The 13,290-nt window shown below is 52.8% G+C and carries 13 protein-coding genes; 1 reads left to right on the top strand and 12 read right to left on the bottom strand.

Annotation, left to right across the window (positions count from 1 at the left end; all coding sequences use genetic code 11):
- Positions 1-120: 120 nt before the first annotated feature.
- The 12 genes from pnp to pspF all read right to left on the bottom strand — a co-directional run bounded on the left by pnp (position 121) and on the right by pspF (position 12,772).
- Positions 121-2,409: a polyribonucleotide nucleotidyltransferase gene (pnp, locus tag G6Q15_RS07270; protein ID WP_164117231.1), complete on the bottom strand. Its 2,289-nt coding sequence runs from the start codon at positions 2,407-2,409 to the stop codon at positions 121-123.
- Between the two features lie 224 nt (positions 2,410-2,633).
- A complete protein-coding gene (gene rpsO / locus G6Q15_RS07265) occupies positions 2,634-2,903 on the bottom strand; it encodes a 30S ribosomal protein S15 (RefSeq protein ID WP_164117229.1) in 270 nt (89 codons plus the stop codon).
- Between the two features lie 22 nt (positions 2,904-2,925).
- Positions 2,926-3,828 (bottom strand): tRNA pseudouridine(55) synthase TruB, encoded by a 903-nt coding sequence (gene truB / locus G6Q15_RS07260; protein ID WP_164117228.1) that lies wholly within the window; start codon positions 3,826-3,828, stop codon positions 2,926-2,928.
- Positions 3,821-4,513: a site-2 protease family protein gene (locus G6Q15_RS07255; RefSeq protein ID WP_164117225.1), complete on the bottom strand. Its 693-nt coding sequence runs from the start codon at positions 4,511-4,513 to the stop codon at positions 3,821-3,823. The genes truB and G6Q15_RS07255 overlap by 8 nt, the downstream gene beginning before the upstream one ends.
- The gene (locus G6Q15_RS07250; RefSeq protein ID WP_164117224.1) at positions 4,513-5,055 is read right to left on the bottom strand and encodes a GNAT family protein; all 543 of its coding nucleotides are present in this window, start codon (positions 5,053-5,055) and stop codon (positions 4,513-4,515) included. The genes G6Q15_RS07255 and G6Q15_RS07250 overlap by 1 nt, the downstream gene beginning before the upstream one ends.
- Complete coding sequence (locus tag G6Q15_RS07245) at positions 5,048-5,629, bottom strand: thymidine kinase (protein ID WP_164117222.1); 582 nt, start codon at positions 5,627-5,629, stop codon at positions 5,048-5,050. The genes G6Q15_RS07250 and G6Q15_RS07245 overlap by 8 nt, the downstream gene beginning before the upstream one ends.
- A gap of 52 nt (positions 5,630-5,681) precedes the next feature.
- Positions 5,682-6,083, bottom strand: a complete 402-nt coding sequence (gene rbfA / locus G6Q15_RS07240; protein ID WP_164117220.1) for a 30S ribosome-binding factor RbfA — start codon at positions 6,081-6,083, stop codon at positions 5,682-5,684.
- A gap of 21 nt (positions 6,084-6,104) precedes the next feature.
- Entirely contained in the window at positions 6,105-8,642 is a 2,538-nt protein-coding gene (gene infB / locus G6Q15_RS07235; RefSeq protein WP_164117219.1) for a translation initiation factor IF-2, read from the bottom strand.
- A gap of 9 nt (positions 8,643-8,651) precedes the next feature.
- Positions 8,652-9,398: a DUF448 domain-containing protein gene (locus G6Q15_RS07230; protein WP_240330797.1), complete on the bottom strand. Its 747-nt coding sequence runs from the start codon at positions 9,396-9,398 to the stop codon at positions 8,652-8,654.
- Positions 9,379-11,007 carry a transcription termination factor NusA gene (nusA, locus tag G6Q15_RS07225; RefSeq protein WP_164117217.1) on the bottom strand — a complete coding sequence of 543 codons (1,629 nt, stop codon included), beginning with the start codon at positions 11,005-11,007 and terminating at the stop codon, positions 9,379-9,381. The genes G6Q15_RS07230 and nusA overlap by 20 nt, the downstream gene beginning before the upstream one ends.
- Positions 11,008-11,009: 2 nt before the next feature.
- Complete coding sequence (rimP, locus tag G6Q15_RS07220; RefSeq protein ID WP_164117326.1) at positions 11,010-11,555, bottom strand: ribosome maturation protein RimP; 546 nt, start codon at positions 11,553-11,555, stop codon at positions 11,010-11,012.
- Between the two features lie 161 nt (positions 11,556-11,716).
- Positions 11,717-12,772, bottom strand: a complete 1,056-nt coding sequence (pspF, locus tag G6Q15_RS07215) for a phage shock protein operon transcriptional activator (protein WP_164117216.1) — start codon at positions 12,770-12,772, stop codon at positions 11,717-11,719.
- Positions 12,773-12,943: 171 nt separating this feature from the next.
- Here pspF and G6Q15_RS07210 point away from each other — a divergent pair, with 171 nt between their 5' ends.
- A complete protein-coding gene (locus G6Q15_RS07210; RefSeq protein ID WP_164117214.1) occupies positions 12,944-13,156 on the top strand; it encodes a hypothetical protein in 213 nt (70 codons plus the stop codon).
- Positions 13,157-13,290 lie beyond the last annotated feature (134 nt).

Genomic DNA, 13,290 nt, shown 5'->3' with positions numbered 1-13,290 from the left:
GCCAAGTGAATATAGAAAAAACTATGCGGCAACTCAGCACAAACAAAAAGGGCCCGGCATGATTGCCGGACCCTCTTAATATCTGCCAAATGACTGGCAGATTAATTTGGCTTGCAATGATTAATCGTCATCGCCCGTGATAAAGTCAGGCAATGGGGCATCGCCGCCCTCTTTATTGCCGCTATCGTCGTTGCGACCACGGCCACGACCGCCGCCTGAACGACCACGGCCACCATCGCCATCACGGCGCGGACCACGGCTACGGCCGCGATCACCGCCACGCTTATTTTCACGCGGAGGACGTGTATCTTCCAGCTCTTCACCGGTTTCCTGGTCAACAACACGCATCGACAGGCGAACTTTGCCGCGCTGGTCGATTTCGAGAACTTTCACTTTGACTTCCTGACCTTCGGACAGTTCGTCGGAAACTTTCTCGACACGCTCATTCTTGATTTCGGATACATGGACCAAGCCGTCCTTGCCGCCCATGAAGTTCACGAACGCACCAAAATCAACCAGGTTTACAACTTTACCGTCGTAAATCTTGCCGACTTCAGCTTCTTCAACAATGCCTTCAATCCATTTCAGCGCCGCTTCAATCTGTGATTTATCAGAAGAAGAAACCTTGATCAGGCCTTCATCGTCAATATCGACTTTCGCACCAGTTTCCGCGACGATTTCGCGAATAACCTTACCGCCAGTGCCGATAACGTCGCGGATCTTCTCTTTATTGATCTGCAGCGTTTCGATACGCGGCGCGTGCTCTGACATTTCGGTACGGACTGATGACAATGCTTTCGACATTTCACCTAGGATGTGTGCACGGCCGCCGCTTGCCTGCTCAAGAGCAGATTTCATGATTTCCTGCGTAATACCCGCAACTTTAATGTCCATCTGCAGCGAAGTGATACCTGCTTCGGTACCAGCCACTTTGAAGTCCATATCACCAAGATGATCTTCGTCGCCGAGGATGTCGGACAGAACCGCAAACTCATCACCTTCGAGAATCAAGCCCATTGCGATACCCGAAACAGGACGCGCCAACGGCACACCTGCGTCCATCATCGCCAATGAACCACCACAAACGGTTGCCATCGAAGATGAACCGTTAGACTCGGTGATGTCAGACAATACGCGGATGGTGTAAGGGAAATCCTCAACCGTTGGCAGTACCGGACGCAGCGCACGGAATGCAAGTTTACCGTGCCCGGTTTCGCGGCGGCTGGTGAAACCAAAACGCCCAACTTCACCCACCGAATATGGCGGGAAATTATAGTGCAGCATAAAGTTGGTGTAGCTCAAACCATCAAGCCCATCGATCATCTGCTCAGCGTCTTTTGTGCCAAGCGTTGTGGTCACAATTGCCTGTGTTTCACCGCGCGTGAACAGCGAAGAGCCGTGCGTACGTGGCAATAAACCAACCATTGCTTCGATCGGGCGAACCTGATCCAGCTTACGGCCGTCAATACGGGTGCCATCTTTAATGATTGCACCGCGAACGATTTCAGCTTCCAGTTTTTTGACCATCTTACCAGCGGTCATCTGAGTCTGGCCGTCTTCTTCGGCATATTTCTCTTTGGCTTTGTCGCGAACCGCATTCAACGCTTCTGAACGTGCAGATTTGTCGGTTAGTTTGTAAGCTGCGGCGATATCTTTACCAACTAGCTTACGCAGGTCTTCCTTGATGCCGCTATTATCTTCAGTAGCAGCTAATTCCCAAGGTTCTTTTGCAGCTTGTTCAGCCAGATCAATGATCAAGCCAGCAACGTCCTTACACGCGTCATGCGCGAATTGCACCGCGCCAAGCATGACATCTTCGGCAAGTTCTTTCGCTTCCGATTCAACCATCATCACTGCGCCCTGCGTACCGGCAACAACCAGATCAAGGTCGCCTGTCGCAACTTCTTCCATGGAAGGGTTCAGCTGATATTCGCCTTCTTTATAGCCAACACGCGCTGCACCGATTGGGCCCATGAAAGGCACACCGGAAATGGTCAGTGCAGCAGAAGCTGCAACCATCGCTAGAACATCAGGCTCATTGACGCCATCATAGCTCATAACCTGGCAAATCACGTTGATCTCGTTATAGAAACCTTCGGGAAATAGCGGGCGGCAAGGACGGTCAATCAAACGACATGTCAGCGTTTCTTTTTCCGTCGCACGGCCTTCGCGCTTGAAAAAACCACCGGGAATACGGCCGGCAGCAGAGAATTTTTCCTGATAATGTACGGTGAGTGGGAAGAAGTCCTGTCCTTCACGCACCGATTTGGCAGCAGTGACTGCGCACAGCACCACTGTTTCGCCGAGCGTTGCGAGTACCGCACCATCGGCCTGACGGGCAATACGGCCCGTTTCCAGAGTGAGGGTCTGTCCGCCCCACTCCATTTCTACTTTTTTAACATCAAACATATGATTTTTTCCTATTCAGTCCCGCACGCCCTATTGCGGCGGGTCTGTCTTCATTTTCCGGGCTGTCCGGCCCGGATCGGTTCGGGAGCGTTTTTTTTGCTCCGCTTGGGCCGAACCTGCCGAATTGCCGGTTCAATCCCTTTTTGATTAAAGGCTGGATTCAATGTCCTGTCGCCAATAACCCAAACGAAAAGCGGCCCCAAAAGGAGCCGCCCATCATATTCTTATTTACGAAGACCCAGTTTCGCGATCAGGTCATTATAACGACCTTCATCTTTCTTGCGAAGATAGTCGAGCAGCGAACGACGCTTGTTGACCATCATCAAAAGACCGCGACGGCTGTGGTTGTCTTTGTGGTGACCTTTAAAGTGCTCGGTCAGGTTTGTGATCCGTTCGGTCAGGATAGCCACCTGTACTTCGGGGGAACCTGTATCACCTTTTTCAAGTGCGTGTTCAGCGATCACTTCTGCTTTGCGTTCTGCAGTAATAGTCATTTAATTCATTCCTTCGAACATCTTAAACATTAAACCCGCGTTCGATAATGGTTCTACTGTTTTCAAGCCGTATAAGTGCGACCGGAGAGCCTTCTCCATCCCGCGCCCAATATTGCCCGTCGTCCGCGACAATCCCGATATCGACCTGCCCCAGTCGGAGCCTCCTTGCCTGTTCGGGATTAAGGTCAAGAGCCGGGATGTCGTCCAGCCCTGCCTTCATCGGCAAGATTATGTCATCTAGGGGTGCGCCTTTACCAATTTCGTTGAGTTTGTCCAGCGAAATCGCATGCGAAAGATCAAAAGGTCCCGCCTTTATCCGGCGTAGCATGGTGACATGACCCACTGTACCCAGCTTACACGCAATATCACGCGCGAGAGAGCGGATATATGTTCCCTTGGATACATGGGCCATGAGAGTGACGCTATCAGCAGAGACAGGACCAGTGGTTTTGAGCTCGTAAATCGTCACAGTCCGCATTTTCAGCGCAAAATCTTCTCCCGCCCGCGCCAGATCATAGGCACGCTTCCCTTCCACCTTGAGAGCGGAATATTTGGGTGGGACCTGCTGAATTGGCCCCATAAATTCGGACAGAACCGATACAATCGCAGCAGGTGACGGGCGCACATCCGAAGTTTCCGTTACCTCACCTTCAACATCCAGGGTCGAAGTTTCCGCACCAAACGCGATGGTGAATTCATATATCTTGCTGGCATCCAGCATCCGCCCGGCAAGTTTGGTTGCCTCCCCCAGCGCAATGGGCAGCACGCCCGTCGCCAACGGATCAAGTGTCCCGCCATGCCCTGTCTTTGTTTTTGGATAGCCGCCTTCACGCAAGTTACGCTTCACTGCGCCCACAGCCTGTGTCGACCCCAGTTCCAACGGTTTGTCCAGAATAATCCAGCCATTGATGTGCGGCTCAGACATTCAGGCCGAATATTCCAAGATAGAAATTAATAACAAAAACAACTGGTGGCAAAATCACTCGCTCGATAATCCGCGCCTCTGGAAAAACCATCGGCAGGACCAGCAGCAGTAAAAGCAGGATCGGCAGGCTATATTTGCGCAAGGACGCATATTTTTCCGCAAGCGGTGGTGGCAAAATACCCTCCACAATATGCGAACCATCAAATGGTGGTACCGGCAGGAGATTGAATAATGCCAGAAAAATGTTGATAATCATAAAGTTACGCAGATTATCAAAAATGAATCCGCTCACTGTGCCAAAATCTGCGCCCTCACCCATGATGTTTACCATAAGCGCCATCGCAGCAACCGCGAAAAAGCCAAGGATCAGGTTTATCCCCGGCCCCGCGAAGGCCACAGCCATCATATGCCAGCGCGGATTGCGCAGCCGACTTTGCACGACAGGGACGGGTTTTGCCCACCCGAATATTGGCGCCCCGGTAACAGCAAGCAGGGTCGGCAGCGCAACGGTACCGATTGGATCGACATGCTTGATCGGGTTCAGTGTCAGCCGCCCCAAACTGGCCGCAGTCGGGTCACCGAAATAGCGCGCGACCCAGCCATGGGCAACTTCATGAAATACAATCGCGAGCATAAGCGGGATCAGCCATGTCGCAACAGTATAAATAATATTCGTGTCGTCCATTATCCGTTCCATTCATCTTGCATCAGACCAAATACAGCAGAGTCACGTACATATCCTGTCCAGGTCACAAGGTTTTTGCGCAGGATGCCTTCCTGTTTCGCCCCTAGTTTCAGTACAGCCGCCATGGAACGCTTGTTACGCGTGTCCACCCGAAATTCGATTTTCCGGAAACCACTCGCAAAAGCATGATCGATTAGGAGCTTTTTCATAATACGATTGAAACCGGTTCCACGTACAGACGGTGCAATATAGGTTCCACCAATTTCAACGACACCATGAACGTCCGGCCTGATATAGTTGGTCATACCAACAACCTTATCTGTCTCTTCGTTGATAACAGCAAAGCGCACCCAATCATTGGTAGCGTGCATCCGCTTGATGGTTTCGTCAAAATCGTCAATCAGGGAAACTGGGAAAATCTCCCAGATTTCCCGATCTTCCGCACATGCCACGCGCAATGGCTCAATATGCCGGTCAGCCAGCGGTTCAAGCCTTACATCGCCTTCCTGCAACGTACATGACAGTCCGCCAATATCAGCCATTGTTCAATGCTTCGGTAAAATGCTTGCGGCACAGCGCGACATAGCGGTCATTACCGCCGACTTCGGTTTGGGCACCCGCCTTTACCGCTTTGCCATTTTCATCGACACGCAGGTTCATGGTCGACTTTCGCCCGCACTCGCATACAGCTTTCAGTTCCACCAGAGAGTCCGCCAGCGCCAGCAACTGCGCGCTGCCCGGGAATAGCTCCGCCTGAAAATCGGTGCGCAAACCATAGGCCAGCACCGGAATGCCCAGCGTATCGCACACATTGGCCAACTCAAACACCTGCTCTTTACTTAAAAACTGGGCTTCATCGACCATCACACATGCCAGTTTGCGAGCGCCACTTTCTGCCGTAATGGCGGCCAGCATATCAGTGTCAGGATCAAACAGGTTCGCATCCGCCTGCAAACCGATACGCGATGTTATAACGCCAGTGTCATACCGGTTATCGAGCGCTGCGGTCCACAACATAGTCTCCATGCCGCGCTCACGGTAATTGAAATCCGCCTGCAACAGCGTTGTCGATTTGCCCGCGTTCATAGAGGCATAGTAGAAATAGAGTTTGGCCATACCCCTCCCTAATGCCATTCAGCCATGAGTGAAAGCAGGTTTGATAGAAACTCTATTCAGCCTGATCCAGATCCTGTGCTACTTTGGGTTCCCGTAGTAGGTTTTCGACGTGTCCGCCTTCATCAAAGCTTTCATCAGCTACGAATTTAAGTTTTGCGGCATATTTCATCTTGATGCGCCTGGCCACTTCACGCTGCAGATAAGCGGTATTGGTACGCAGCGCTTTCAAAACAGCGGTTTCTTCTTTACCAAGCAACGGCTTGATAAAGACCGTGGCATTGCGCAAATCCGGCGATATCCGCACCTCGGTCACTGAAACCGTCGCATCGGCTAGCACTTCATCATGCACATCACCGCGCAGCAGGATTTCCGACAGGACATGGCGCACCTGTTCCCCCACCCGCAAAACGCGGACAGAGCGGCCTTCGGGAGAGGTATCGTTATGTTTGGCCATATGCTTTCAAAAGCGGTACCGTTAAAGCACCCGTTCTTTCAGTTCCACGTCGAAGACCTCAAGCGTATCGCCCGCCTTAATGTCATTTGTGTCTTCCAACACGACACCACATTCAAGGCCAGAGCGGACTTCGTCGACATTGTCCTTGAAGCGGCGCAGCGAAGCGATGACCGTCTTCGAAACGATAACATCTTCGCGGGTAAGGCGCGCATGATGGCCTGTCTTGATGACGCCATCGAGCACCAACAGGCCAGCGGCCTTGTCTTTCTTGCCCGCAGGGAAGACTTCCTTGACTTCTGCACGTCCTACAACGGTTTCGATGCGCTCTGGTCCCAGTTCACCTGCCATTTCGCCTTTAATGTCTTCGATCAGGTCATAAATGACATCGAAATATTTGAACCGCACGCCCTCGCGCTGTGCAATTTCACGCGCTTTCGCGTTGGCGCGGACATTAAAGCCGATAATCGGCGCATTGGACGCCTTGGCCAATGTCACATCAGATTCTGTAATGCCGCCAACGCCTGAATGCAGAACGCGTACTTTGATGTCATCATTGGAAATCTTGTTCAAAGAACCCGCAATCGCTTCAACCGAGCCCTGCACATCACCCTTGATGAGCACAGGATACTCAATGGCTTTATCGCTGATACCCGAGAACAGATTTTCGAGCGATGCAGGCGCAGTGGCTGTACGTTGTTCAAGTGCTTTTTGTTTACGGTATTCGGCAACTTCACGCGCGCGCTGTTCATTTTCGACAACTGTGAGTTTTTCACCAGAAGATGGCACACCGCTCAGACCCAGCACTTCTACCGGAACCGAAGGCCCAGCTTCCTTGACTTGCTTGCCCTTATCATCAATCAATGCACGGACCTTGCCGCTTTCACCGCCGACAACAAAAACGTCACCGCGTTTCAAAGTACCGCGGTTAACAAGAACCGTCGCAACCGGGCCGCGACCCTTATCCAGCTTCGCCTCGATAACAGTCGCATCGGCATTGCGGTCAGGATTGGCTTTCAGCTCAAGCAGTTCCGCCTGAAGCATGATTTTTTCAACCAGTTCATCCAGGTTGGTGCCTTTGAGCGCGGAAACTTCCACATCCTGCACTTCACCTGACATCGCTTCCACAATCACTTCATGTTCCAAAAGACGTTCGCGAATTTTTTGCGGATTGGCGCCATCCTTGTCGATTTTATTGATTGCGACGATCATTGGCACATCAGCGGCCTTGGTATGATTGATCGCCTCGATCGTCTGCGGCATCAGGCCATCATCGGCAGCCACCACCAGAATGACGATATCGGTGACATTGGCCCCGCGCAGGCGCATTTCTGTAAAGGCTTCATGCCCCGGTGTATCCAGGAAAGTGATGACATTGCCATCTTTGCGTTTCACCTGATACGCGCCGATATGCTGAGTAATGCCGCCCGCTTCACCAGTGACCACATCGGTGCCACGCAGTGCGTCAAGCAGCGAGGTCTTGCCATGATCGACATGCCCCATGATGGTTACAACCGGAGGACGCGGTTTCAGCGTATCTTCGGGATCAACATCGGTTTCAACATCAATTTCGATATCATCATCGGATACACGATTGATTTTATGACCAAATTCTTCAACCAGCAATTCTGCGGTATCGGCGTCAATGGTTTGATTTACCGTAACCATCATGTCCATGTTGAACAACGCTTTGACCAGGTCTGCGCCCTTTTCACCCATCCGTTTAGCCAGTTCCTGAACCGTAATAGCTTCGGGCACGATGACTTCGCGGCTCTGCTTGGGCTTGGCCTCACGCGGCTGGCCGGCCATCTGCGCACGTTTTTCTTTTTCACGCGCACGTTTCAGTGCGGCAAGCGAACGCGCGCGTGCACCACCATCACCCTGCGACAGCGCCTTGGTGACAGTCAGTTTGCCCGACTGACGGCGTTCGTTACGTGAGCGCGACGGCTTGGGTGCCGGTTTCTTTGGTTCGGCCCGGGGTGGCCGCTCGACAGGCGTAAATTTACGCGGTGCAGGTGCTTTGTCGCTCGTTGCAGCGGCAGATGCATCCGCAGCGGCTTTTTGTTCTTCCGCCGCTTTTTGTGCAGCTTCATCTTTGGCCTGCTTGACAGCTTCTTCAGTTGCTTTTTTCTCTTCGGCGCTGGCTTTTTTGTTTTCTTCAACCCGGCGTTTTTCTTCTGCCGTACTTTCTTTCTTTTTCTGCATTTCGCGGCGACGTGTTTCCTCAAGCGCGGTCAGACGTGCTTCTTCGGCTTCACGCAGCAGCTTTTCCTGTCGCTCCTGACGGGTCAGTGTATCTGCAGCTTTCGGTTTTGGTTTGGGCGCTGGCGCAGGTGCCGGTTTTTCAGGCGCCTTTTGTTCAGGCGGTGCCACCGGATCAATTTTCTTGGCTGCTTCCTGCGCACCCGGCTTACCCACCAGTTTACGGCGCTTGACCTCAACCACTACCTTGTTGGTACGACCATGGCTAAACGTCTGCTTGACTTCTCCAGCCTCGACCGAACGTTTCAAACCCAGTGGTTTGCGTGCCGGTTTTGACTCTTTTTTCTCTTTATCACTCATCGAACAGACTTAGCCCTTCATTACTTCTTCTTGTATCGCAGGGATCACATGATCCTCGCCAACTGTGGTGCCAACACCATTTTTTTCATCCAAGACACCGGCCATAAACCCGGTTTCATGAATATTTCCGGCACGATAACGCGCCAGACGGATCGCTATAGTGCCTATGCGAGATGCCGCTGCGCGATCCGTAACTGCCAGATGGACCACATTTTCCCGTCCCAATGCCACAGATAGGGGGGAGCGGTCTATAGGCAAGACGAGCCCGCGCAAATTACTGCCTTCTGCATCATTGCCCATCCGCCATGCCTGATCCAGCTTGCGGTTGCCGTCTTCACTGGCATCCCCGGCATGCATAAGCAGATATACCTGCCCCTGACGCGCGGCGACGTTAATCTTGTCAAAGCCCGTGAAAAGCTTACCCGAACGTGCTTCCAGACCTAAGCGATCAAGAAACGCCCGTTCCAGCGCAGTGTCGATCAATGCAGGCAAATCAGCCGGAATATCGGTTGCCTCGCCCTTGAACGCCCGCGCCAATGCGCCTTTCAGTCTGCCTTTGGCAACAGCATCTTCGAGCTCTGTACGAGCCACACCGATCCACGCGCCACGGCCTTGTGCAGCAGCGCGCACGTCGGGCGCCACCTGACCCTCAGGGCCAAGCGCCAGCCGTATCAACTCATCCCTGGGCGCGGTCGCACCCGAAAGGATGCAGCGTCTTACCGGATCATTTGAAGTGTCATTGGGGGGTTTCCGCAACTGCGTCCTCCCCTTTGCCGGCATCGCTGCCCACATCATCTTCGTCTTCAAACCAGTGTGCACGGGCTGCCATGATGATCTCATTGCCCTGTTCTTCGGTCAGACTATAGCTGGCCAGAATGCCGCCTTTATCCTCATTGCGCTTGCCCTTGCCATCACGGCGGCGCGGTTCGGCGCGTTTGCGGGCAACCAGTTCGTCCGTGGCAAGATCGGCAAGGTCATCAAGCGTTTTGATACCCGCCTTACCCAGTGTCACCAGCATGCCTTCAGTCAGGTGCGGCATTTCAGCAATATCATCTTCCACGCCCAGTTCACGGCGCTCTCCGCGTGCTGCTTCTTCGCGGCGCTCCAAAGCTTCCTGCGCACGGCTTTGCAGCTCGGCAGCAAGTTCTTCGTCAAAACCTTCAATACTGGAAAGCTCTTCAGGCGCCACATAGGCGACTTCTTCCATCTCGCTGAAACCTTCGGCAACAAGCAGCTGCGACAATGTCTCGTCAACATCAAGCTCGTTCTGGAACATTTCGGAACGTTCGGAGAATTCTTTCTGGCGCTTCTCGCTCGATTCCGCTTCGGTCATGATATCAATGGCAGACCCGGTGAGCTGCGATGCCAGACGCACATTCTGTCCGCGGCGGCCAATGGCAAGCGACAGCTGGTCATCGGGGACAACCACTTCGATGCGGCTTTCTTCCTCATCAATCAGCACACGGCTGACAGTTGCGGGTTGAAGCGCGTTCACGACAAATGTCGCTGTATCTTCAGACCATGGAATAATGTCGATTTTCTCACCCTGCATTTCCTGCACAACGGCCTGTACGCGGCTACCCTTCATGCCGACACATGCGCCAACCGGATCGATCGAGCTATCATGGCTGATCACGCCGATTTTGGCACGGCTGCCCGGATCACGGGCGGCCGCTTTAATCTCGATAATACCGTCATAAATTTCGGGCACTTCCTGCGCGAATAGCTTGCGCATGAAATCGGGATGCGCGCGGCTCAGGAAAATCTGTGGACCGCGGTTCTGGCGCTCCACTTTCATGATCAGAGCGCGGATGCGGTCGCCTGTACGGGCAACTTCGCGCGGGATCTGCTGGTCGCGGCGGATAACGCCCTCTGCACGGCCCAGATTGACGATCACATGACCGAATTCGACTGATTTCACCACACCAGTGATAATTTCACCACCGCGATCCTTGAATTCTTCAAATTGGCGTTCGCGTTCAGCATCACGCACTTTCTGAAAAATGACCTGTTTTGCAGCCTGGGCATCAATACGGCCCAGATCGACAGCAGGTAACGGATCAACAATGAAATCACCCAGCTTGGGGTCGTCTTCCAGTTTTTTTGCGCCTTTCAGATCAACCTGCTTGAAATAGTCCTCGACTTCCTCAACCACCTCAACAACACGCCACAGGCGTAAATCGCCAGTTTGCGGGTCCAGTTTTGCACGGATATCATTTTCCGCGCCGTAACGGGCACGCGCGGCGCGCTGGATCGCCTCTTCCATCGCTTCGATAACGATCGTTTTGTCGATCATTTTTTCCGATGCAACTGCGTTCGCAATTGCCAGCAGTTCAGCCTTGTTTGCAGAAATGGCACTGGCCATGGTTAGTCTTCCTGTTCCGTTTCAAGAGTTTCTGTTTCAATTTCTTCCGCATCATCAGCGGAGATAGGCGTCGTTTCCGCAATAAGGCGGTCGGTCAAAATCAGCTTTGCGGCATGTACAGTGTCATGGCCGAAAGTAAAGCTTTGTCCCGTACGGTCCTCAAAGCTTATCTGGTCCCCATCCACACCGCGTAAAATGCCGGTGAGTGTTTTGCTACCGCCTACTGCTTCGCGTAGATTAACACGTGCATCAGAACCGGACCAGTCGGCAAAATCCTGAAGCCGCGTCAGCGGGCGGTCGATACCAGGCGAACTGACCTCCAGACGGTAAGCGCCCTCAATCGGATCACTCTCATCCAGTTTTTCGGACAGTCTGCGTGACAGTTCCGCACAATCCTCTATCACCAATTGCCGCGTGTCAGGGCGTTCGGCCATAACCTGCAACGTGCGCTCTCCTGCACTGCCCGTCAGCTTGATACGCACAAGCGCAAAACCCAAAGCCTTTACTTCGGGTTCAATCAACTGTGTCAATGCGTCCATATCAGCCAATGATACTGTCTCTTTCAAATTCTGCGGCTTCGTGCAGTTATATGCAATGCCAATTGTGCCGGCCCCTTCTGGCGCCAGCCCCTTCATGTTCCAAAATGTCGGGATAGCGATGATATAGGTGAGGATTCGCGGCTTTGCAATGGGGTAATTAAAGAGTCTTTTCAGCCCAGCAAATCATGTTTTTTCAGCGCATGGCGCAGCTGATCGTAACTGAGGCTCAGCGCCTTTGCCGTCTGCCGCTGGTTATAGCGGTGCTTAGCCATGGCATGCTGAAGGATAGTCTTTTCATGGGAATCGATCGCCGCTTTCAGATCATCAATCCCATCTATTCCGGCCAGTATTTGCAGCTCGGGCGATCCCGCCTCTTCAACAGCAGACATGGTTGAAGCGGGTTTTTCACTCGGCTCATCCTCGCTTGAATGCATTTTCGAAGGCAGCGGCTTCCACGGGCTTTCAAACGGATCGAACACGATATGGTCAACCGAGCGGTCGGGATTGTCCCAGCGGTAAACCGCACGTTCGACCACGTTACGCAATTCACGTACGTTGCCTGGCCATGGATAACGCACCATTGCCTGCATTGCGAGATCGCCAAAACCCGGCCAGTCATTCCAGCCAAGTTCCGCCGCCATGCGCCGACCGAAATAGTCAGCCAAAACCTCAACATCACCATCACGCATCCGTAACGGTGGCAGCGTGACAACCTCAAAGGAAAGGCGGTCAAGCAGATCAGCGCGGAAACGCCCTTGCTCCACCAGCTCAGGAAGATCCTCATTTGTGGCCGCAACAATACGTACATCGACGCGCACCGGGCGCGATGAACCAATACGCGTCACCTCACCATATTCCACAGCGCGGAGAAGTCGTTCCTGTGCCGCCATCGACAATGTACCAAGCTCATCCAGGAACAATGTACCCCTATCCGCTTCTTCGAACCGGCCTTCGCGTGCGCGGGTCGCGCCCGTAAAAGCACCCGCTTCATGACCAAATAATTCTGCCTCAATAAGAGTCTCGGGGAGCGCAGCACAGTTCATGATAACAAGCGGGCCATCCCAACGCTGACTGAGACGGTGCAAACGCTCTGCTATAAGTTCCTTACCTGTACCCCTCTCGCCTATGACAAGCACTGGGCGCTCTAGACCGGCTGCACGGCTGGCCCTTTCCACGGCATCCAGAAAGGCACCTGACTGGCCAATAAACTGATTCTCGCGTTCCATGAAATCCGCTTAAGCCAGAACTTGGCTAAAATATAGTGTTTTTTCCCATTAACTGGGGTTTTCCCCATTATGCAAAACCATGTAAAATAGAAATAAACTTATATTTCAATATCTTATAAAACTGGCACGCTTGTTGCTATATTATGGGCAAGACAATTTGAGGAGGCAAAAATGACCACATCGCAAATGACATATCAGAAACAGCAGAGCCGCAAGGAAGCGGGTCCTGGCCTGACAGTCAAGACTGCATCGTGGATTTCAGTGGCAATGATGCTGACCTGCATTATCTACCTCAGCATCGCGCCGGGACTGGAAACGCAGAGCATAATGCCATCACCTTCTCAAAATTCGGTCAGCACTTCCTCTGTCCATTATCTGGCCTGAATATAATGCAGGGCCAGAACATGATTGATGGACAGAGTAGCGAGATAAGGCCGGGCGGTGTTTTAACCCCCCTTGCCCACACCGTCCCGGTCTTATCCCGCCACACCGAATATGTTAAGCTGGACAGCGACACA

Origin of the sequence: Sphingorhabdus sp. Alg239-R122 (assembly GCF_900537065.1) — a bacterium.
Classification (GTDB): Bacteria; Pseudomonadota; Alphaproteobacteria; order Sphingomonadales; family Sphingomonadaceae; genus Alg239-R122.
The sequence above is the reverse complement of the archived record's forward strand: the minus strand, read 5'-3'. Positions and strand labels throughout refer to the sequence as shown.

Bases quoted from the DNA above. Each gene is read 5' to 3' on its own strand.
- truB (WP_164117228.1), bottom strand. From the start codon at position 3,828: ATGTCTGAGCCGCACATCAATGGCTGGATTATTCTGGACAAACCGTTG.
- G6Q15_RS07250 (WP_164117224.1), bottom strand. From the start codon at position 5,055: ATGGCTGATATTGGCGGACTGTCATGTACGTTGCAGGAAGGCGATGTA.
- rbfA (WP_164117220.1), bottom strand. From the start codon at position 6,083: ATGGCCAAACATAACGATACCTCTCCCGAAGGCCGCTCTGTCCGCGTT.
- rpsO (WP_164117229.1), bottom strand. From the start codon at position 2,903: ATGACTATTACTGCAGAACGCAAAGCAGAAGTGATCGCTGAACACGCA.
- pnp (WP_164117231.1), bottom strand. From the start codon at position 2,409: ATGTTTGATGTTAAAAAAGTAGAAATGGAGTGGGGCGGACAGACCCTC.
- nusA (WP_164117217.1), bottom strand. From the start codon at position 11,007: ATGGCCAGTGCCATTTCTGCAAACAAGGCTGAACTGCTGGCAATTGCG.
- G6Q15_RS07255 (WP_164117225.1), bottom strand. From the start codon at position 4,513: ATGGACGACACGAATATTATTTATACTGTTGCGACATGGCTGATCCCG.
- pspF (WP_164117216.1), bottom strand. From the start codon at position 12,772: ATGGAACGCGAGAATCAGTTTATTGGCCAGTCAGGTGCCTTTCTGGAT.
- G6Q15_RS07210 (WP_164117214.1), top strand. From the start codon at position 12,944: ATGACCACATCGCAAATGACATATCAGAAACAGCAGAGCCGCAAGGAA.
- G6Q15_RS07245 (WP_164117222.1), bottom strand. From the start codon at position 5,629: ATGGCCAAACTCTATTTCTACTATGCCTCTATGAACGCGGGCAAATCG.
- infB (WP_164117219.1), bottom strand. From the start codon at position 8,642: ATGAGTGATAAAGAGAAAAAAGAGTCAAAACCGGCACGCAAACCACTG.